We start from the raw sequence: 20,465 nt of genomic DNA on the forward strand, positions 1-20,465 counted from the left end.
TGTTGCGACGCAGTAGCATAGCACGCTTTGCCTTACGCCCTGCTTGCTGGTCAGACCAGTGGCTTGCAGTCCACAAGTTCCTGCAAAACTTTGCAGAAACAAAAAGCCCCCGTACTGGGACGGGGGCTTTGGTGGCAGCGCGGCTGCCTTGGTGCGGGCAGTGCAGCCTCAGTCGAAGACCGGGCTTTCCACGCCCAGGATCTTGTGCAGCTTGGGCGAGGTGGTGGTGTACTGCATGTGGATCTTCTTTTCCGGGAAGATGTAGGGCGCAGCGCCGAAGGCGGCCAGCGCGGCTTCGTGGAAGCCCGACAGGATCAGCTTCTTCTTGCCCGGATAGGTGTTGATGTCACCCACGGCGAAGATGCCCGGGATATTGGTCTCGAACTTCTCGGTATCGACCACCTTCAGTTGCTTGCGCTCGATATCCAGGCCCCACTCGGCGATCGGGCCCAGCTTGGGCGAGAGGCCGAAGAAGACCAGCAGCATGTCCAGCGGCAGGCGGCGGGTGACGCCGTCGGCACCGGTGACCTTGACCTCGGCCAGCTTGCCGTCCTTGATCTCGGTGCCGGTGACCTGGCCGATCACCAGCTGCATCTCGTACTGTTCGCACAGTTCCTTCATCTTGGCCACCGACGCCGGCGCGGCGCGGAATTCCTCGCGACGATGCAGCAGGATCACCGATTCGGCCTTGCCCACGAAGTTCAGCGCCCAGTCCAGGGCGGAGTCGCCGCCGCCGCAGATGACGATGTTCTTGCCTTCGAACAGGGCCGGTTCCTTGACGCGGTAGAACACCTGCGAGCCTTCGAACTGCTCGATGCCCTCGACCTTCAGGGTACGCGGCTGGAACGAACCCACGCCAGCGGCGATGAAGATGGTCTTGGTGATGAAGCGGGTGCCGGTGGAGGTCTCGACGTCGAAACGACCATCTTCGCGCTTGTTGACCAGGGTCACTTCCTGGCCCAGGTGGAAGGTGGGCGAGAAGGGCTCGATCTGCTTCAACAGGTTGTCGGTCAGTTCCTGGCCGGTGCAGACCGGCACGGCCGGGATGTCATAGATGGGCTTGTCCGGGTAGAGCTCCACGCACTGGCCGCCGACGACGGGCAGCGAATCGATCACGTGCGCCTTGATTTCCAAGAGGCCGAGTTCGAACACCTGGAACAGGCCGACCGGGCCGGCGCCGATGATGACGGCATCGGCATCGATGACGCCGTTGACTGCCGCGCTCTGGACATTGTTTTCCATGATTTTCTTGATATTCCTGTTTCAGTAGATCAGTAGAGAGGCTTTTCGCACTTGCGCGTTGCGCGACTGGCTAGCGGCGTGGGCCGCATGGCGGTGGATCGGCCAGGTAAGGACGGTGCATAAAGAGGGTGCTGCAGGCCTGCACCGCTTCGGCAACGCCAACCCATGAGGCTGGCAGGGGCTTTGCGGAGGGCCAAATACAAACGGCTGCGCATCTGGCTGGGACGATGGTGCTGCCAGGCTGGATGCGCAACCGCAATTCTGGGCGGGTTCGGGCCCGACCGGCTTGATCTGCCGCAGCGATCAGCGCTGCAGGTATTGCAGCTTGTCGGTCTTGTCCTTCCATTCCTCGGCGTCCGGCAGCGGTGCCTTGGTCTTGGTGATGGAGGGCCAGCTGCGGGACAGGTCCGCGTTCAGGGCGATGTAAGGCTGCTGGTCGGCCGGCACGTCTTCTTCCGCGTAGATCGCATTGACCGGGCATTCGGCCACGCACACGGCGCAGTCGATGCATTCGTCCGGGTCAATCGCGAGGAAATTGGGGCCTTCGCGGAAACAATCCACCGGGCAAACATCCACGCAATCCGTGTAGCGGCAACGGACGCAGGAATCGGTGACAACGTGGGTCATAACTGTCCTATCTGTAAAATTTCTTCAAACCGATGGCTAACTGCGCCGCAATTGATGGCAATATGGCACGGTTAAAATCATGTTGCGGCTGGTCAACCTGTTGTCGAGGTCCATTTTGCGCGCATCCTGCTGCATCCTCCGCCTTGTGGGCGCCCTTGGGATGCCGCTGCGCAACCCGCCGCAAAGCCTTGTATTTTAAGGTAATTCGATTTTTCCCACAAATGAGGCTTATACAGTTTACGTATAAGTAAATAAACAAGCTCGCCACCAGACCCGCCGCCGCCAAGGTCTTCCGGATGCCGCCTCCGCGCACGGAACAAGGCCGCCAGGCGTGCCGGTCGATGCGGCGCATCAACTGATAAGGAAGTCCCGGCGTGAACGCTGAAGACACCAGACCCTCTCCCCTGCGTCGTTCCCTGCTGCCGGCCGTACTGGGCCTGCTGACCGCGCTGGCCTTGCCGTTGGCGCCGGTGGTCCCGGCCAAGGCCGCCGAAGCCATCCGCATCGGCGAGATCAATAGCCAGGGGCGCCAGTCACTCTCCGGGCAAGCCTACCGCAATGGGCTGGCGCTGGCCCTGGAGCAGATCAATGAAGCCGGTGGTGTGCATGGCCGGCCGTTGCAGCTGGTGGTGCGGGACGACGATGGTGACGCCGACCAGGCCGCCCGCAACGCCAGGGAACTGGTCAGCAAGGAACGCGTCGAGGTGCTGACCGGCACCATGCTCTCCGACGTGGCCCTGGCGGTGGCGCGCGAAGCCGCCCGCGGCAAGACCGTGCTGGTGGTGGGCGATGCCCTGTCGGACGCCATCACCCTGGACAAGGGCAACCGCTTCACCTTCCGCGTGCGTCCCTCGACCTACATGCAGGCCGCCATGCTGGCCGAACAGGCCGCGCGCCTGCCGGGGCGGCGCTGGGCGGTGGTAGCCCCCAACTATGAATACGGCCAGAGCGCCGTGGCCAGCTTCAAGATGTTGTTGAAGCAGGCCCGCCCGGATGTGGAATTCGTCAGCGACCAGTGGCCGGCGCTGGGCAAGATCAAGGCCGACGACGTGGCGCGGGCGATCCGCCAGTCGCGCCCGGACGGCATCTTCAACGCCACCTTCGGCGACGACCTGCAGAAGTTCGTGCAGGCCGGCAACCGCCTGCAACTCTTCAATGGCGTGCAGGTGGTGTCGCTGGCCTCGGCCGGTGCGCAAAGCCTGGATCCTTCGCAGAGCGAGGCGATCCGCGACTGGCTGGCCGTCGGCTACCCCTGGGACCAGATCAACACCCCCGAACACCAGCGCTTCCTGGAAGCCTATCTGAAGAAATTCAGCGAACGCCCGCAGCTGTCGTCCGTTTTGGGCTATTCCACGATGATGGCCATCGCCGCCGGCCTGAAGAAAAGTGAAGGAAATGACGGCGAGGCCCTGGTCGAGGCCCTGCGCGGCCTGCACTGGTCTTCGCCGCTGGGCGAACTCAGCTTCCGCGCCCTGGACCAGCAGGCGTCCATGGGTGCCTTCATCGGGCTGGTGTCGCAGAAGGACGGTCGCAGCACCATGCGCGAGTGGCGCTACCTGGATGGCAGCGCCTATCTGCCGCCGGCCACCTACGTGCGCAGCCGCCGTCCTGGCTCGGCCATCAAGTGACCGCCTGGCGGCACGCCCAATGCCCCCTTGGCGCAGGGGGCTTTGCCATCGCCGATCTCGGTTAAGATAGCGCACGCGGCGCCCAAGGGGGCCGCCAAGGCATGGCGCGGGACCGCTCCGGGGCGACCCGCCATGCACGTGGACCATCAACATGGCAGCATGCGGAGCATCCGCATCCGGACTTCATGATCATCACTTCCTTACTCGACACCGACCTGTACAAATTCACGATGATGCAGGTGGTGCTGCATCACTTCCCCGGCGCCCAAGTCGAATATCGCTTCAAATGCCGCAACGAGCACATCGATCTGACCCCCTACGTCGAGGAAATCCGCGCCGAGATCGCCGCCCTGTGCCGCTTGCGCTTCAAGGAAGACGAACTGAACTACCTGCGCGGCCTGCGCTTCATCAAGAGTGACTTCGTCGACTTCCTCGACCTGTTCCACCTGAACGAAAAGTACATCACCGTCCAGCCCGACCCGGCCGGCAACGGCGAGATCGAGATCAGCGTCAAGGGCCCGTGGCTGCACACCATCATGTTCGAAGTGCCGGTGCTGGCCATCGTCAATGAAGTCTATTTCCGCGCCACCCAGCGCACGCCCGATCTGGAAGAGGGCAGGGCGCGACTGCGCCGGAAGATGTCGGTCATCACCGACGACGCCGAACTGGCCGGCTGCAAGATCGCCGACTACGGCACCCGCCGCCGCTTCTCGCGCAGCTGGCATGCCGAAGTCATCGACGAGATGAAGCAGCACATGGGCGAGCACTTCGCCGGTACCTCCAACGTGATGTACGCCATGCAGCACGACCTGACGCCCCTGGGCACCATGGCCCACGAATACCTGCAGGCCTGCCAGGCCCTCGGTCCGCGCCTGCGTGATTCACAGACCTTCGCTTTCGAGATGTGGGCGCGTGAATATCGCGGCGACCTGGGTATCACGCTCTCCGACGTCTATGGCATGGACGCCTTCCTGCGCGACTATGACATGTACTTCTGCAAGCTCTTCGACGGTGCGCGCCACGACTCGGGCGACCCCTTCGAATGGGGCGAGCGCCTGATCCAGCATTACCGCGACAATCGCGTCGATCCCTCCAGCAAGGTGCTGGTGTTCTCCGACAGCCTGGACTTCGACAAGGTGCGCGCCCTGTACCTGCGCTTCAAGGACCGCGCCAAGGTTGCCTTCGGCGTAGGCACCAACCTGACCAACGACCTGGGCTATACGCCCCTGCAGGTGGTCATGAAGATGGTGCGCTGCAACGGCCAGCCGGTGGCGAAGCTCTCCGACACCCCGTCCAAGAACATGTGCGATGACCCGGCTTATGTGAACTATCTGCGCCAGGTGTTCCAGATCAAGGCCTGACCGGGTTTGCGCGGCACAGAGCGGATTTGATCAATAGCTGAAAGTTTTTTCACTGGCCGGTTTTCGCGCGCCGGCGGCAAGTCGGCTGCTATAGTGTGGCTCCCCCGTCATCGCCTGTCGCGATGGCGGACGTTTTCTTCCATGCCATCCCGAGGACGACACTTGCCGCTCAACGCCATCCTCCTTGCCCTGTCGGGTTTGACGTTTCCCCTGTCCGCTCAGGCCGCCGAGCTTGACGGCGCCGGCCTGTCGCTGGTCTGGGCGCTCCCATTTGCCGGCGTGCTGCTTTCCATCGCCGTGCTGCCACTGCTGGCGCCTTCCCTATGGCATCACCATTTCGGCAAGATCGCCGGCGCCTGGGCGCTGGCTTTGCTGCTACCGCTGGCTGCCACGCAGGGCCTGCACGCAGCGCTGGCCATCAGCGTGCATGCGCTGGTGGCGGAATATCTTCCCTTCATCATCCTGCTGACCGCCCTCTTCACAGTGGCCGGTGGCATCTGCGTGCGCGGCAACCTGCACGGCACGCCGGCCTTGAATACCGGGCTGCTGGCGCTGGGCACCCTGCTGGCCAGCATCATGGGCACCACTGGCGCGGCCATGCTGCTGATCCGCCCACTGATCCGCGCCAACGACGACCGCAAGCACTCGGTGCATGTGGTGGTGTTCTTCATCTTCCTGGTGGCCAATGCCGGCGGTTCGCTCACGCCGCTGGGTGATCCGCCGCTGTTCCTGGGCTTTTTGAAGGGGGTGGACTTCTTCTGGACCGCACGCCACCTGCTGGCGCCGATGGCCTTCCTGTGCGGTGCGCTGCTGCTGATCTTCTACCTGCTGGACCGGCATTTCTACCTCAACCGCGAAGAGCGCCGCCCGCTCGATCCCACGCCAGACTCGTCGCTGCAGCTGGAAGGTAGTGTCAACTTCCTGCTGCTGGCGGTGGTGGTCGGGCTGGTGCTCATGAGCGGCCTGTGGAAGCCGGGCGTGGCCACCGAGTTCATGGGGGCGCCGCTGGAATGGCAGAACCTGTTGCGCGATGGCGCCTTGCTGCTGGTGATCCTGCTGTCGCTGTGGCTGACCCCCGGCAGCGCCCGTGCCGGCAATGAGTTCGGCTGGGGACCGATGCTGGAGGTGGGCAAGCTGTTCGCCGCCATCTTCCTCACCATTGCCCCGGTCATCGCCATGCTGCGCGCAGGCGAGCAGGGCGCCTTTGCCGCCGTGGTGCGGGCCGTGACCGGTCCCGACGGCCGGCCTGACGATGTGATGTATTTCTGGATGACCGGCCTGCTGTCTTCCTTCCTCGACAATGCACCGACCTATCTGGTCTTCTTCAACACCGCATCGGGTGATGCCCGCGAACTGATGGGGCCGCTGGCCTCGACCCTGGCGGCCATTTCTGCCGGTGCCGTCTTCATGGGGGCCAACAGCTATATCGGCAATGCACCTAACATGATGGTCAAGGCCATCGCCGAGGAGCGCGGTATCCGCATGCCCAGTTTCTTCGGCTACATGGCGTGGTCGGTGGGCATCCTGGTGCCGCTGTTCATCGTCATAAGCTTCCTGTTCTTCTAATCATCCGAATTCCTGAATTACTGTTCACCCAAGCGCCTCCAACGAGACATTTCGAGACATTACGAGACCCCCATGAAACCAAAGATCTTCGTCGCCCGCGCCGTCTTCCCTGAAGTATTGGCGCGCCTGGAGCAGCACTTCGAGGTCGAGTCCAACCAGGACGACCGCATCTACACTGCCGATGAACTGCAGGCCAAGGCCCAGGGCAAGGTCGGCCTCTTCACCACCCCCAGCGAACCGGTCACGGCGGCGCTGTTCGCCGCCAATCCCCAGCTCAAGGCGGTCTGCAACATGGCCGTGGGCTACAACAACATCGACGTGGCCGCCGCCACCCGCGCCGGTGTGATGGCCACCAATACGCCCGATGTGCTCAACGAGACCACCGCCGACTTCGGCTGGGCGCTGATGATGGCGGCCGCCCGCCGCATCACCGAATCGGAGCACTTCCTGCGCGCCGGCCAGTGGAAGAAGTGGAGCTACGACAGCTTCGTCGGCCCCGACATCCATGGCGCCACCCTGGGCATCATCGGCATGGGCCGCATCGGCCAGGCCATCGCCCGCCGCTCGCTGGGCTTCGACATGCAGGTGCTGTACCACAACCGCTCGCGCCTGGCGCCGGAGCAGGAGGCGCGTGCCAACAATGCGCGCTACGTCAGCAAGGAAGATCTGCTCCGGCAGGCCGACCACGTGGTGCTGGTGCTGCCCTATTCGAAGGACACCCACCACACCATCGGCGCCGCCGAGCTGGCGCTGATGAAGCCGACCGCCACCCTGACCAATATCGCCCGTGGCGGCATCGTCGATGATGCCGCCCTGATCGCTGCCCTGCGCGAGGGCCGCATCGCCGCTGCCGGCGTGGACGTGTTCGAGAACGAGCCGGCCTTCAAGCCGGAATTCCTGGACCTCAGCAATGTGGTGCTGACTCCCCACATCGCCAGCGCCTCCACCCCCACGCGCCTGGCCATGGCCCATTGCGCCGCCGGCAACCTGATTGCCGCCTTGTCCGGCCAGCGCCCGCCCAACCTGCTCAACCCGGACGTGGTCAAGGGCTGATCCAGCCACATTGCGACAAAACAAAATGGGCGCACCCGATCAAGGGTGCGCCCATTTTTTTGCGCTTTCGCTTCCGGTAGGCGGCAACAGCGAACGGCTGCCGCACCCGCATCAACCCTTCAGGTCATTGAAGATATCGATGTATTCCTGCTGCGCTTCGGCTTGCGGCTTGCCCTTGAGCGCGGCCCAGGCGTCGAACTTGGCGCGGGCCACGAAATCGGTCATGCCGGGGCGCTCGCCCTGCACGTCGCCGTTGCTGCCCTGCTTGTAGAGGCCGTACATCTTCAGCAGGGTCATGTTGTCGGGACGCTCGGGCAGGCTCTTGGATTCGGCCACGGCCGCTTCGAACTGTTCTTGCAGGGTGCTCATGTCTCTCTCCTCCAGCGGGCTCAGACGCCCAGCAGTTCGACTTCGAAGATCAGGGTGGCATTGGGCGGAATCACGCCGCCAGCGCCGCGTGCGCCATAACCCAGGCCGGCCGGGATGATCAGCTTGCGGGTGCCGCCGACCTTCATGCCTTGCACGCCTTCGTCCCAGCCCTTGATCACATGGCCTGCGCCCAGCGGGAAGGCGAACGGGTCATTGCGGTCCTTGCTGGAATCGAACTTGCTGCCGGCGCTGCCGTCTGCATTCTGCAGCCAGCCGGTGTAATGCACGGTGACATGGCTGCCGGCCTTGGCTTCGTCGCCCGCGCCTACGGTGATTTCTTCATATTGCAGCCCGGAAGCTGTGGTGATCGTGGACATCTTGTTCCTTTCGGTGAGGGGATGGGGTGTGCGCGGCCTGTCTGTTCATGTTGGGTGGCGCGGAACTGATGGGTAGTGCCTGCAGGCAATTTTCCCGCCGTCCATGTCCACCCGCGCGTCGCCGCATGGCGACAGGCTTGCAGGCCGCTCCGGCAGCGGCATGCGACCGGAACGGCAGGCAGTGTAAACCAAAAATTGAAATTTTTTCATATTGCGTCAGCGGGCTGTCAGCGGGATGGCTCCGGCATGCGTTAAGAGCCCAGGACGTGCTCCGTGCACGATGAGATCAGGCATTTTTGTGTAAAGTTCGTCATGTTGCGTCGATTCAGCCAACTTTTATCCCTTTCCCTCCGCGCAGCATGTGTGTCGGCCGTTCTCGCGGTGTCCGCCCATGCCAACGTGGTGGTGGTACTCAACTCCGGCGACGCCTCGGTATCGCTGCTGGACCAGAGCGGTGAGAAGGAGCTCTCCACTTTCTCGGTCGGCAAGGAGCCGCACCACCTGATGGCCACCCCGGACAACAAGTCCCTGATCGTGGCCAGCGCCACCGGCAACCAGCTGCTGTTCCTGGACCCCAAGACCGGTGCCGTGCAGCGCAAGATCCGCGACATCATCGACCCCTACCAGATTGGCTTCACCCCCGACCAGAAATGGTTCGTGGCCACCGGCCTGCGCCTGGACCGGGTCGATGTCTACAGCTATGACGGCCAGGACCTGAAGCTGTCCAAGCGCATCCCGCTGGCCAAGACGCCCAGCCACATCGCCTTCGACAACGACAGCACCATCGCCTTCATCACCCAGCAGGGCAGCGACCAGATCAGCGCCATCGACCTGGCCACCCAGCAGGTCAAGTGGACCATGCCGGTGGGCAAGCTGCCGGCCGGCATCGTCATGACCCCGGACAACAAGTATCTGCTGGTGGGCATCATGGGTTCGGACTATGTCGAGGTGATCGACTGGCGCACCCAGAAGATCGTCAAGAAGATCAAGACCGGCATCGGCGCCCACAACTTCCGCGGCCAGGGTGACAAGCGCTTCATCTATGTCTCCAACCGCGTGGCCAATACCATCAGCATCGTCGACATGACCACACTGGAAAACGTCGGTACCATCAAGGTCCCTGGCGGTCCGGACTGCATGGAAGTCACCGCCGACGGCAAGACCATGTGGGCCACGCTGCGCTGGAGCAAGAAGGTCGCGGTGATCGACCTGGCCAGCCGCTCGGTGACCAAGGTGATCCCGGTGGGCCGTTCGCCGCACGGCATCTACCTGTACAACCGGGCGCCCGATATCTGATCCTGCCGATGACCGCTCCACGATGACGCTGTCCCTCTCGAACCAGACCCTGCGCGGCCTGTGCCTGTTCGCCATCCTGGCGGCCGGCCAGGCCGTTGCGCAATCCGCCGCACCCGAGGCCGCCGCCTGCAAGGGGCACATCTATCTCACCTTCGATACCGGCAGCCAGTCCCAGGCCGAACTGATCGAACAGACCCTGCTGCGCCACCATATCAAGGCCACCTTCTTCCTGGCCAACGAGAAGACCATCCATGGTGACTACTCCCTGGATCCGGCCTGGGCGCCGCTGTGGAAGCGGCTGGTGGCCGAGGGCCATGCCTTTGGGACCCATACCTTCGACCATGTCTACGTGGTTCGCGACCTGCCGGACGGCAAGGTCGAGGTGCGGCCGCAATTCGGCGCGCAGGCCGGCAAGAAGCTGCAATGGACCCCGGCCCAGTATTGCCAGGAGATGCAGCGCGTGGATCAGCGCTTCCAGCAGCTGACCGGGCACAAGCTCGACCCGCTGTGGCGCGCCCCCGGCGGGCGCCTCACGCACAACCTGCTCAAGGCCGGGCAGGCCTGCGGCTACGCCCATGTGGCCTGGGCGCCGGCCGGTTTTTCCGGTGATGAACTGCCCAGCGACAAATTCCCCAACGAGGTGTTGCTGAAAAAGGCGCTCGATGGTCTCAAGGATGGTGATATCTTCCTGGCCCATATGGGCATCTGGTCGCGCCAGGACCCCTGGGCCCCGGCCGTGCTGGAACCCTTGATCAGCGGGCTGGAGCAGAAGGGATACTGCTTTGCCACCCTGCGCGAACATCCGGCCTACCGCCACCTGTTTGGTGCCGGCAAGGAACACTGAACGCCGCTGCCAGTCGAACCGGCGCCGAGGGCAGGGGAGCCCGGCGCACCGTCGGCCCGCAGCCCGTCCACCGCGGCATACCGTCATACCGATTCAAGCCTATCCATGATCATCCAGACCATTTCCGACCTCTTTGCCACCGTCCAGGGCTGGCTTTTCGAGACCCTGGTGCAGCCGCTGGTGTTCTTCACCGGCATGGGCGAATTCGTCGAGGAAGCCTTCACCGGCACCGAATTCGTCCTGGTAGGCCTGTGCGAACTGGTGATCCTGTTCCTGATCCTGCGCCCGCTGGAGGCCGCCATCCCGGTCCATCCCATCACCGACCCGCGCGCGCGCTGGAATGATTTCATCTATACCGTCCTGCAGCGGCTGGGCATCATCCCCATCGTCGCCTTCCTGCTGCTCGATCCGTCCCTGTCCTACCTGTCCGAGGCCTTGCACCTGGAAGGCTGGGGGACCTTCAACCTGGACCAGATCTGGCCCGGCGTGACCGACCGTGCCCTGGTCAGTTTCCTGCTCTACATGGTGGTGCTGGACCTGTGCGAATACATCTACCACTGGGCGCAGCACAATGTGCGCTGGATGTGGGCCCTGCACAGCCTGCACCATAGCCAGCAGAACATGAACCTGTGGAGCGACGACCGCAACCACATGCTCGACAACCTGGTGCACGATATGATCTTCGGCCTCATCGCCGTGCTGATCGGCGTGGAGCCCTCGCAATACATCCTGCTGGTCTCGCTCTCGCGCATGCTGCAAAGCCTGCAGCACGCCAATGTGCGCATCCATTTCGGCCGCATCGGCGAATACCTGCTGGTCTCGCCGCGCTTTCACCGCACCCATCACGCCATCGGCCTGGGCCATGAAAGCCGGGGCCGCAATTCGCTGGGCGGCCACAACTTCGCCGTGCTGTTCCCGATCTGGGACGTGATCTTCCGTACCGCCCACTTCAGCCAGGGTTTCGCCATGACCGGCGTGCGCGACCAGCTGCCGGCACCGGCTGGCCGTGGTCGCGACTATGGGCGCGGCTTCTGGATGCAGCAATGGCTGGGCATCAAGCGCCTGGTTGAATTCACCCGCAGGAAGCCACGCTGATGCGAATTTTCCTGGCCTCCTTCGGTCGCGCCCTGCTGGCGCAGCTGCATATCCGCATGCTGTGGCTGACCGTGCTGCCTTTTCTGGTGTCCCTGGCGCTGTGGGCGGTCTGTCTGTGGCTGGGCCTGCAACCCATCATCGACTGGCTGCAGGCCTATTTCGTGACCAACAGCATGTTCGGGGAAATCGGCAGCATGCTGGCCTGGTTCGGCATGGCCACCCTGAAGACGGTGCTGGTGCCGCTCCTGGCGATGTGGACGCTACTGCCGCTGATGATCCTCACGGCACTGGTCTTCGTCGGCCTGTTCACGATTCCTGCCATTTCCCGTCACATCGGTGCGCGCCACTATCCCATGCTCTCCAAGCGCCATGGCGGCAGCGTCGCCGGCAGCCTGTGGACCTCGCTGTGGTGCTTTGCCGTCTTCACCATCCTGTGGCTGGCCACGATCTGGGTATTCCTGATCCCGCCGCTGGCCTTCGTGATCCATTCGCTGCTCTGGGGCTGGCTGACCTATCGCGTCATGGCCTACGACACCCTGGCCGACTACGCCAGCACCGAGGAGCGGCACGCCGTGCTGCGCCTGCATCGCTGGCCGCTGCTGGCGGTGGGTACCATTGCCGGCGCACTGGGTGCGGCGCCCACCCTGCTGTGGCTGGGCGGGGTGCTGTCGGTGGTCTTCCTGCCCGTGCTGGCCGGGGTGGCGATCTGGCTGTATGTGCTGGTGTTCGTCTTTACCGCGCTGTGGTTCCAGTTCTATTGCCTGGAAGCGCTGCTGCGCTACCGCAGCGGCCAGCCACCGGATGGCCCGGTAGACGGCGCAGTCATCGATGTGGCACCGCGTTGAAGCCGCGTTGAAGCCTGATTGACGCCGGGTGCTGGTACCAGGTGGGCGGCGGAGCAGGGCGCGGCCCGCCACGGCGCTGCCGAATGGGGCATAATCGCCGCCATCTTTCTTCAACTTTCTGGCGGGTAGACGCATGGCATTCGGACTCATCATCATCGGCGACGAAATCCTCTCTGGACGCCGCATCGACAAGCATTTCCCCAAGGTCTTGGAACTGCTCGGCCAGCGCGGCCTGCAATTGTCCTGGGCGGAATATCTGGGCGACGACCCCGACCGCATCACCGCCACCCTGAAGCGCACACTGGCCACCCAGGACGTGGTGTTCTGCACCGGCGGCATCGGCGCCACCCCGGACGACCACACCCGCCAGTGCGCGGCGGCTGCGCTGGGCGTGCCGGTGGTGCTGCATCCCCAGGCCAAGGAAAAGATCCAGGAGCGCATCGCCGACATGGCCCGCGAATCCGGTGCCACGCCCGACTTCGACGCACCCGAAAACCAGCACCGCCTGAAGATGGGCGAGTTCCCGCAGGGCGCCTCCATCATCCCCAATCCCTACAACAAGATTCCCGGCTTTTCCCTGCCCAATACCAGCGGCGAAGGCGCCCATTACTTCGCGCCTGGCTTCCCCGTGATGGCCTGGCCGATGTTCGAATGGGTGCTGGAAAACCACTACGCCGACCAGTTCCACCGCCATGCCTGGGCCGAACGTTCGATGCTGGTGTACGAGGCGATGGAATCGACCCTGACCCCGCTGATGGAAGCCATCGAGGCGCAATTCCCGCTGGTGAAGGTGTTCAGCCTGCCGCACGTGGGCGACCAGCAGACCCGTCGCCATATCGACCTGGGCGTCAAGGGTGACCCCACCCAGGTGGAACCGGCCTTCGAGAAGATGCAGGAAGGCCTGCGCGCCCTGCGTGCCGAGTTCCAGATCAGCGCCTGAAACGCGCAACGCCAGACGCAAAAAGGCCCCGGTCCAGCCGGGGCCTTTCAGCAATCGGCGCGAGCGCCGGATTGTTGATTACTTTTGATTACTTCTTGGCAGCGCGGGTCACCTTGGCGCCAGCCTGGGACATCTGATCCACGGCGTTGCTGACATTGGCTTCCAGCACTTCAGCGGCCTGCTTGGCGTTCTTGGTGAACTGTTCGTAGCCGGCGCTCATGTTGCCGATGGCCGACTTGAACATCGAGATGGCCTGTTCCGAACCGGCCGGGGCGTTCTTGGCGGCTTCGTCGATCATGGCCACCACCTTGCGGTTGACTTCGGCGATCTGCGCTTCGGCAGCCTTGGTCAGTTCCGACTGGGTGCTGGAGAAGATGCCGCTCAGGTGACGGCCGTAGGCGACCGACTTTTCCAGCGTCGGCTGGGCATGCGCGCTGGATAGGGTGAAGAATTCCTGCGGGTCCTTGGCAGCAAACAGCTTCAGGGCCGCAGCCTGGCTTTCTTCGAGCGAGGACTTGGCCGCCTTCAGGTTCAGATCCACCAGTTTTTCCACGCCTTCAAAGGTCTTGCTCGCCAGCTGGCTGAAGAGTGCGATCTGGGCTTCGGCATTGGCTTTGGCAGCAGCAGAAAATTGCTCGGTGTAGTTCGTCATGTTGAAACATCCTTCTCGGTGATAGGTTGATGAACAATGCTGCGACAGTGATTGCTTACGGACCAATCTGAAGGGAAAGGTGGATCTCCGCTGTAATTTCTTATTTGAATATGATGCATTGCACAAGGCGGATTCTAGTTTAATCGTGCATAAAGTCAAACGTTTCATCGCGTGAGAACTGCGAAAAGTGTTTCAAAATTGATCCAAGTCTAATCAAGGACTTACGCGATTTTTGATGAGGAATTCGATTCTTTTTCAGCTTGCTGTCGAGCTAATGAAATTACGTTATCAGTATCGTGCGCGCAATCGTTTGCGCCGCATCGCAAAACGCTTATTGCAACGCGGAAACCGGTATCAACAGGAAGGAATTTGTCTTTGAAGGCCTTTTACAGCGACCATTTCGTGCTGCCCCTGCCACCGGGCCACCGCTTCCCCATGATCAAGTACCGCATGATCCGCGAAGGGGCGGCCGGCCTGCAGCCAGCCATCGATTTCCAGGAAGCCCAGGCTGCCAGCGATGGCGAGCTGGCGCTGGCGCACCATCCCGACTACATCGGTCGCGCCAGCCGTGGCGAACTGAACGCAGCCGAGCAGCGCGAGATCGGTTTCCCGTGGTCACCGCAGATGGTGGAGCGCTCGCGCCGCTCTTCCGGGGCGACCATCGCCGCCTGTCGCGCCGCCTTCGTAGACGGGGTGGCGGTCAACCTGGCAGGCGGCACCCACCATGCCTATGCCGACCACGGCGCCGGTTTCTGCGTCTTCAACGATGCCGCCATCGCCGCGCGCCTGATGCAGGCCGAACGCCGCGCCGCCCGGGTCGCCATCGTCGACCTGGACGTGCACCAGGGTAACGGCACCGCTTCCATCCTGGCGCGGGATGATTCGGTGTTCACCTTGTCCCTGCACGGAGAGAACAATTACCCCTTCGAAAAGGAACAGAGCGATCTCGACGTCGCCCTGCCCGATGGCATCGGTGACGCCGACTATCTGGCAGCCCTGCAGGGCGCCCTGACGACGCTGCAGCAGCGCTTCGCCCCGCAGTTGCTGATCTACCTGGCCGGCGCCGATCCGCACGAGGGCGACCGCCTGGGCAAGATGAAACTGAGCATGGCTGGCCTCGCGGCCCGCGACGAGACCGTGTTCGCCTATGCACGCGAGCACAAAATTCCGGTTGCGGTTACGATGGCGGGCGGCTACGGCAGAGATATCGAACAAACCGTCGCCGTCCACCTGCAAACGATAAGACTCGCCGGCCTCCACGCTGCCCGCTGGAGCGCACGGTGAAATGACCCGGGCCTCTTCGCGCATGAGCATGTCGCATGCGGCCCGCCCACGGAAAAGAAATGATGCAATCCACCACCGGCGCCAGCCGGTCGCGCCAGCTCCTGATGAGCCTGGTGCCCCTGTTGTTCGTATTGATCTGGAGCACCGGCTTCATCGTCGCCAAGTTCGGCCTGCCGTATGCGCCGCCGCTGACCTTCCTGCTGTTGCGCTTCACCGGCGTGTTGATCGTGCTGCTGCCGCTGGTGCTGCTGTCTCGTGCCCCCTGGCCGCACGGCCGCATCCGCCACGTGGCCGTGGCTGGCGTATTGCTGCAGGCCGGCTACCTGGCCGGCGTCTGGTGCGCCATCAAGATCGGCATGCCGGCTGGCCTGTCGGCCCTGATCGTCGGCCTGCAACCCATCCTGACCGCCTTCGCCGCGCCCCTGCTGGGTGAATCGGTGCGTGGCCGGCAATGGGTGGGACTGGCGCTGGGCCTGTGCGGGGTAGGGCTGGTGGTGGCCAACAAGATTTCGCTGATCGGCCTGTCCACTGCCAGCATCGGCCTGTGCCTGTTTGCCTTGTTGTGTATCACGGTCGGTACCTTGTACCAGAAGCGCTACTGCGCCCACTTCGATCTGCGCACCGGCACCGTGATCCAGTTCGCCGCCTCCATCGTGGTGGTGCTGCCCTTTGCCGTGGCCGTGGAAGGTCTGGACTGGCATCTGGTCAACGTCCACTGGACCCCGCAATTCATCGCAGCGTTGCTGTGGTCGGTGCTGGCCCTGTCGATCGGCGCCATCTTCCTGCTGTTTGCGCTGATCCGCCGCAGCGCCGCCACCAGCGTCACCAGCCTGCTCTATCTCACGCCACCGACCACGGCGGTGATGGCCTGGCTGATGTTCGGCGAAGCCTTCAGCCTGATCGGTGCGCTGGGCATGCTGGTAGGTGTGATCGGCGTGGCCTTCGTGGTCCGCAAATGAGGATCAGCCGGGCGCGGGCGCGTCCGGCATCAGCGTCACCAGTTTCAGGTCCGGCCGGTTGGCCACGCGGAAGTTGACCTGGCGATAGCGCAGTTCCCCCGATTGCGGATGCTGGAAGCGGCGCTCGCCGCCTTCGCGCTCCACCACATCCTGCAAGTGCCAGGCCCGCTTGAAGAGCGGACTGGCGGCTGACAACTCTTCCACCAGCGCCAGCAGATCCGGATCGTCCAGCAGGCTGGCACTGTCGGCCCGGAACTCCGCCACCAGCCGGCGCGCGCGCTGCTCCCAATCGATCGTCAAGGCCTGCGCCATCGCGCGGGCGAACATGAAGCGCAGCAGATTGGGCGCTCCCTCCCCTTGATCCAGCCACCCCACGAAGAGCTTGCGCGCCGCCGGGTTCCAGGCCACGGCATTCCAGTAGCGGTCCAGCAGATAGGCCGGCGCGCGGAAGTTGCCGACCACATCCAGGATTTCCGGCGCCGTCACCGCCACCGCCTGTTGCTCCGGCAGCGCCGGGTCCTTCTTGCCGGCCAGTTCGAACAAGTAGGCCCGCTTGGCGCGCGGCAGGTGCAGCGCGTCGGCGATGCGCGCCAGCGCCTGCGGCGAGACCGAGTCGGTGCGCCCCTGTTCGATCCAGGTGTACCAGGTCACGCTGATGCCGCACAACTGCGCCACTTCTTCTCGGCGCAAGCCCGGCGTGCGACGCCGGCCATGGGCCAGGTGCGGCAGGCCGGCTTGCGAGGGAGCAGTCTGTTCGCGCTGGGTTTTGAGGAAGGCCCCCAGGGCGCGGCGGGCAAGATCGGGTTCCATGCAGAGAGAGCAGGGTGGTGGTCGGGGTAATAGTATAAATGCTGAACTTGTAACAGGATAAGGTTTCGCTAGACTGGCTGCTCATCCACAGGCAATGGCAAGCTGCCTTTGCCTGCTTTGTATTCTTGTTCACATTATTTCGCCCAGGAGCCCCGCCATGCGCAGCCATCAGCAAGTCGTCACCGAACAGTTCGGCAGTACCGCCGCCGCCTATCTCACCAGCGCGGTACACGCCCAGGGGGCTGATCTGCAGGAGCTGGCCGCCATCGCCGCCACCCTTCCCGGCGCCCGCGTGCTGGATCTGGGGTGCGGTGGCGGACACGCCAGCTTTGCCGTGGCGCCGGTGGTGGAAAAAGTGATTGCCTACGACATCGCCGCCGAAATGCTGGACGTGGTCGCCAGCGCCGCCCGCGAGCGTGGCCTGGACAATCTGGCCGTGCGCCAGGGTAGCGCCGACCGGCTGGAGTTTCCTGATGCCAGCTTCGACCTGGTCTGTACCCGCTTTTCGGTGCACCACTGGCGCAATCTGCCGCAGGCGCTCGCTGAAGTGTTCCGGGTACTCAAACCGGGCGGACGCTTCATCGTCATCGACACCGCCGCACCGGCCGACGTGCTGGCCGATACCTACGTCCAGGCCATTGAGTTGCTGCGCGATACTTCACATGTCCGCAATATCAGCCTGAACTCCTGGCGCAAGCTGTTGCTGGCCGCCGGTTTTGCCATCGACAGCGACAAGACCTGGAAACTGCGCCTGGAATTCGACAGCTGGGTGGCCCGCATGCGGACCCCGCAAGACAACATCACGGCCATCCGTGCACTGTGGAAAGCCGCTCCGGAAGAGGTAAAACAATATTTCGCGCTGGACCAGGCCTGTTCCTTCTCCATCGACGTCGCCATGCTGGACGCCCGCAAGCCCTGATCTGCAGGTCTTTTGCCGTGCCGGCCGCAAGATGCATTGCGCCGTCAACGGCATCCCCCGACTGCCCGTTAGTGTTTCATTCCAGATGCCTCCAAAGTGAATTAAAAAGCGCGAAAACGAGCATCTGGGGCCGGTATTGCCTTCTGTTATCGTTTTCAGAAACTGAACGGAAAGCTTAGACTGGTATCATGTCGCTTCGTTGGCGTGGATCTTGCTCAAAATAAATCGAATAAAATCGAGCAAGATTGTCAGGAAATGTCAGAAAAATTGGCCGAAACAGGGGATGCTTCGGCCGGCCGCAAGATAGAAAGCCGTTTAAATAAATGCGCTAACGTCTTAATTCTCTTGCGAAAATTCTGCTTTTTGCTACACTGCCAACGTTTCTCTTGTGTACTATCAGGGTAAATTCGGGGGGAGATCCACCTATGTTCAAAACAGCGCTGGCCATTTTCACATCGCTACTTTTCATCCACGCTGGTTTGGCACCTGCCGCAGCCCAGACGGTCAACAACGCCGCCAAGAAGGCCCCGGCCAAGAAGGTGGTCGCCAAGCGACCCGCCGCAGCCGTCAGCCGCACGGTCGCCAAGGGCTCGCTGAACAACCGCGAAAAGCTGGTGCGCAAGGTCAGCGTGGTCAAGGGCAAGCGCCACATCAGCTATCAGCGCGTCTCGGCCGCCCCCTCGGTGCCGGTGGTGCCACCGGTCATGACCGCTGGCGATCTGGCCGGCCTGAACCTCACGCCTGATCCCTTGGCCCTGCGTTCCAATGTGGCCCTGGTGATCGACCAGGCCAGCTCGCAGGTCCTGTTCGAAAAGAATTCCTCGGTGGCCCTGCCCATCGCCTCGGTCACCAAGCTGATGACCGCACTGGTGGTGGTGGAAGCACACCTGAACATGGAAGAAACCCTGACCGTCACCGATGACGACGTCGACCGCGAAAAGCACAGCAGCTCGCGCCTGCGCGTGGGTGCTACGCTGAGCCGCGACGACATGCTGCACATCGCCCTGATGAGTTCCGAGAACCGCGCCGCCTCCGCGCTGGGCCGCAACTATCCGGGCGGGCTGCCGGCCTTCGTGGCGGCCATGAACGCCAAGGCCCGCTCGCTGGGCATGACGGACACCCGCTATGTCGATTCGACCGGCCTGTCCAGCCAGAACGTGGCCAGCGCCCGCGACCTGGCCAAGCTGGTGGTGGCAGCCTATAACTACCCCATCATCCGCCAGTACTCCACCGACCCCAAGTACATGGTCGAACCCAGCGGCCATGCCATGCAGTACAACAGCTCCAACCGCCTGACCTCCAACAAGGAATGGGACATCGGCCTGCAAAAGACCGGCTTCATCAACGAAGCCGGCCATTGTCTGGTGATGTACACGCGTATCGAAGGTCGTCCCATCGTCATGGTGTTCCTGGATTCCAAGGGCCGCCTGTCGCACGTGGGCGATGCCGCCCGCATGCGCAAGTGGCTGGTGGAAGACCAGCCGAACAACCTGACCCGCGTGAAGATGGTCAGGGCCGACGAGGGTTGATCGCCGCAGGAACCTGACTGACCAACAAAAAAGCGAACCCGATGGTTCGCTTTTTTGTTGGTCGATCTGATTTGAAGATGAACAGGCCCAGCCCTGGCATCAATCCCGGTCCCGGCGATGTCCCAGCGCCGACGAGATCTGGTTGGCCGTGCTGACCAGGTCATCCACCCATTCTTCCTGCAGCCGGTCGGCCGGGGCCGAGATCGACAGGCCGGCCACCAGCTTGCCGCTGTCGTCGCAGATGCCGGCGGCCATGCAGCGCACGCCCAGTTCCAGCTCTTCGTTGTCGCGGGCATAGCCGAGGGCGCGCACCATGGACAGTTCGCGCTCCAGCTTGGTCAGATCGGTGATGGAGTTCTTGTTATGCCCCGCCAGCCCGGTCCGGGTGGCATAGGCGCGCACGTTCTTGGGGTCATCCACCGAGAGAAAGAGCTTGCCGGTGGAGGTCAGGTGCAGCGGCGCACGGCCACCGATGGCACGCACCACCTGCATGCCGGAGCGTTCGGAAAAGGAACGGTCGATATAGACGATTTCATCGGCCTGCCGAACCGACAGGTTGATGGTCTGGTGGGTCTTGCGATGCAGGGCGCGCATGAAGTCCAGCGCCGCCTCGCGCACCGACAACCGGCTCTTGACGATATTGCCCAGCTCCAGCAGGCGCATGCCCAGGCGGTAGGTGCCCGGTTCCACGCGGTCCACGAAACGCTTGACCACCAGATCGTTGAGGATGCGGTGCGCGGTCGACGGGTGCAGGTCGGTCGCCGCCGACAATTCCTTCAGGCTCACCGGGTCCGGGTAATCGGCCAGCGCATCGAGCAGCGACACCATGCGCTCGATGACCTGGATGGAAATGTGTTCTGTCTCGCCTGCAGCTTCTTTTTTCATGGCGCAGCCTGGTGCGTTGCAATATGAGGGTTATACCACAATGTGAAAAGAACAAAAAGTTCGACCGTGCTTTTTTGATCCGCATCAACGGCATATCAAGGTTGTCGGCCGCCTCCGGACGCGCCTTGCGGCGGGGCAGGGCGCCCCTCCGGATTGCCGAACGCCCGTTTCCTCTTTCCTGGCT

At 63.1% G+C, this 20,465-nt stretch carries 21 protein-coding genes; 13 read left to right on the top strand and 8 right to left on the bottom strand.

Annotated features, from left to right (window positions below; all coding sequences use genetic code 11):
- Positions 1–168 precede the first annotated feature (168 nt).
- The 3 genes from HBH1_RS02720 to HBH1_RS24770 all read right to left on the bottom strand — a co-directional run bounded on the left by HBH1_RS02720 (position 169) and on the right by HBH1_RS24770 (position 2,260).
- Entirely contained in the window at positions 169–1,242 is a 1,074-nt protein-coding gene (locus tag HBH1_RS02720) for an NAD(P)/FAD-dependent oxidoreductase (RefSeq protein WP_006465385.1), read from the bottom strand.
- A gap of 303 nt (positions 1,243–1,545) precedes the next feature.
- Positions 1,546–1,869 (bottom strand): ferredoxin FdxA, encoded by a 324-nt coding sequence (gene fdxA, locus HBH1_RS02725; protein ID WP_006465386.1) that lies wholly within the window; start codon positions 1,867–1,869, stop codon positions 1,546–1,548.
- A 7-nt stretch (positions 1,870–1,876) separates the two neighbouring features.
- Positions 1,877–2,260, bottom strand: a complete 384-nt coding sequence (locus HBH1_RS24770) for a hypothetical protein (RefSeq protein ID WP_146012810.1) — start codon at positions 2,258–2,260, stop codon at positions 1,877–1,879.
- Between HBH1_RS24770 and HBH1_RS02730 the strand changes: the two genes are divergently transcribed.
- The 4 genes from HBH1_RS02730 (at position 2,244) to HBH1_RS02745 (ending at position 7,477) form a co-directional block, all read left to right on the top strand.
- Positions 2,244–3,497: an ABC transporter substrate-binding protein gene (locus HBH1_RS02730; protein WP_102661477.1), complete on the top strand. Its 1,254-nt coding sequence runs from the start codon at positions 2,244–2,246 to the stop codon at positions 3,495–3,497. The two genes, HBH1_RS24770 and HBH1_RS02730, sit on opposite strands and share 17 nt — an antisense overlap.
- A 185-nt stretch (positions 3,498–3,682) precedes the next feature.
- On the top strand, positions 3,683–4,858 hold the full coding sequence (gene pncB / locus HBH1_RS02735; RefSeq protein ID WP_006465388.1) for a nicotinate phosphoribosyltransferase: 1,176 nt from the start codon (positions 3,683–3,685) through the stop codon (positions 4,856–4,858).
- Positions 4,859–4,999: 141 nt separating this feature from the next.
- On the top strand, positions 5,000–6,424 hold the full coding sequence (locus HBH1_RS02740; protein ID WP_369878587.1) for a sodium:proton antiporter: 1,425 nt from the start codon (positions 5,000–5,002) through the stop codon (positions 6,422–6,424).
- Positions 6,425–6,496: 72 nt separating this feature from the next.
- The gene (locus HBH1_RS02745) at positions 6,497–7,477 is read left to right on the top strand and encodes a 2-hydroxyacid dehydrogenase (protein ID WP_102661479.1); all 981 of its coding nucleotides are present in this window, start codon (positions 6,497–6,499) and stop codon (positions 7,475–7,477) included.
- A 111-nt stretch (positions 7,478–7,588) separates the two neighbouring features.
- Here HBH1_RS02745 and HBH1_RS02750 read toward each other — a convergent pair whose 3' ends face one another.
- Positions 7,589–7,846 carry an acyl-CoA-binding protein gene (locus HBH1_RS02750; RefSeq protein ID WP_077235077.1) on the bottom strand — a complete coding sequence of 86 codons (258 nt, stop codon included), beginning with the start codon at positions 7,844–7,846 and terminating at the stop codon, positions 7,589–7,591.
- Between the two features lie 20 nt (positions 7,847–7,866).
- Positions 7,867–8,223 (bottom strand): FKBP-type peptidyl-prolyl cis-trans isomerase, encoded by a 357-nt coding sequence (locus tag HBH1_RS02755; protein WP_102661480.1) that lies wholly within the window; start codon positions 8,221–8,223, stop codon positions 7,867–7,869.
- A gap of 312 nt (positions 8,224–8,535) precedes the next feature.
- Between HBH1_RS02755 and HBH1_RS02760 the strand changes: the two genes are divergently transcribed.
- From HBH1_RS02760 to HBH1_RS02780, 5 genes are all read left to right on the top strand, one after another.
- Complete coding sequence (locus HBH1_RS02760; RefSeq protein ID WP_102661481.1) at positions 8,536–9,519, top strand: YVTN family beta-propeller repeat protein; 984 nt, start codon at positions 8,536–8,538, stop codon at positions 9,517–9,519.
- 22 nt (positions 9,520–9,541) lie between these two features.
- Positions 9,542–10,363 carry a polysaccharide deacetylase family protein gene (locus HBH1_RS02765; protein ID WP_102661482.1) on the top strand — a complete coding sequence of 274 codons (822 nt, stop codon included), beginning with the start codon at positions 9,542–9,544 and terminating at the stop codon, positions 10,361–10,363.
- Positions 10,364–10,471: 108 nt separating this feature from the next.
- Complete coding sequence (locus HBH1_RS02770; RefSeq protein ID WP_102661572.1) at positions 10,472–11,458, top strand: sterol desaturase family protein; 987 nt, start codon at positions 10,472–10,474, stop codon at positions 11,456–11,458.
- The gene (locus HBH1_RS02775) at positions 11,458–12,303 is read left to right on the top strand and encodes an EI24 domain-containing protein (protein WP_102661483.1); all 846 of its coding nucleotides are present in this window, start codon (positions 11,458–11,460) and stop codon (positions 12,301–12,303) included. The genes HBH1_RS02770 and HBH1_RS02775 overlap by 1 nt, the downstream gene beginning before the upstream one ends.
- Positions 12,304–12,436: 133 nt before the next feature.
- Positions 12,437–13,243: a competence/damage-inducible protein A gene (locus HBH1_RS02780; RefSeq protein ID WP_102661484.1), complete on the top strand. Its 807-nt coding sequence runs from the start codon at positions 12,437–12,439 to the stop codon at positions 13,241–13,243.
- An 88-nt stretch (positions 13,244–13,331) separates the two neighbouring features.
- Here the strand turns inward: HBH1_RS02780 and phaP are convergent, their stop codons facing one another.
- Positions 13,332–13,895 carry a TIGR01841 family phasin gene (phaP, locus tag HBH1_RS02785; protein ID WP_102661485.1) on the bottom strand — a complete coding sequence of 188 codons (564 nt, stop codon included), beginning with the start codon at positions 13,893–13,895 and terminating at the stop codon, positions 13,332–13,334.
- 369 nt (positions 13,896–14,264) lie between these two features.
- Here phaP and HBH1_RS02790 point away from each other — a divergent pair, with 369 nt between their 5' ends.
- Both HBH1_RS02790 and HBH1_RS02795 read left to right on the top strand, forming a co-directional pair.
- A complete protein-coding gene (locus tag HBH1_RS02790; protein ID WP_369878588.1) occupies positions 14,265–15,179 on the top strand; it encodes a histone deacetylase family protein in 915 nt (304 codons plus the stop codon).
- Positions 15,180–15,238: 59 nt separating this feature from the next.
- Positions 15,239–16,138 (top strand): DMT family transporter, encoded by a 900-nt coding sequence (locus HBH1_RS02795; RefSeq protein ID WP_102661487.1) that lies wholly within the window; start codon positions 15,239–15,241, stop codon positions 16,136–16,138.
- Positions 16,139–16,141: 3 nt separating this feature from the next.
- On the opposite strand, the gene HBH1_RS02800 is transcribed toward HBH1_RS02795, so the two are convergent.
- Positions 16,142–16,948, bottom strand: a complete 807-nt coding sequence (locus HBH1_RS02800; protein ID WP_102661488.1) for a helix-turn-helix transcriptional regulator — start codon at positions 16,946–16,948, stop codon at positions 16,142–16,144.
- Between the two features lie 157 nt (positions 16,949–17,105).
- Here HBH1_RS02800 and HBH1_RS02805 point away from each other — a divergent pair, with 157 nt between their 5' ends.
- Together HBH1_RS02805 and pbpG are read left to right on the top strand one after the other, a co-directional pair.
- On the top strand, positions 17,106–17,867 hold the full coding sequence (locus HBH1_RS02805; RefSeq protein ID WP_102661489.1) for a class I SAM-dependent methyltransferase: 762 nt from the start codon (positions 17,106–17,108) through the stop codon (positions 17,865–17,867).
- Between the two features lie 425 nt (positions 17,868–18,292).
- Entirely contained in the window at positions 18,293–19,396 is a 1,104-nt protein-coding gene (gene pbpG, locus HBH1_RS02810) for a D-alanyl-D-alanine endopeptidase (RefSeq protein ID WP_102661490.1), read from the top strand.
- Between the two features lie 99 nt (positions 19,397–19,495).
- On the opposite strand, the gene HBH1_RS02815 is transcribed toward pbpG, so the two are convergent.
- Positions 19,496–20,281: an IclR family transcriptional regulator gene (locus HBH1_RS02815; RefSeq protein WP_102661491.1), complete on the bottom strand. Its 786-nt coding sequence runs from the start codon at positions 20,279–20,281 to the stop codon at positions 19,496–19,498.
- Positions 20,282–20,465 lie beyond the last annotated feature (184 nt).

Origin of the sequence: Herbaspirillum sp. BH-1, from assembly GCF_002870055.1 — a bacterium.
In the GTDB taxonomy this organism is placed as follows: domain Bacteria; phylum Pseudomonadota; class Gammaproteobacteria; order Burkholderiales; family Burkholderiaceae_D; genus Herbaspirillum; species Herbaspirillum frisingense.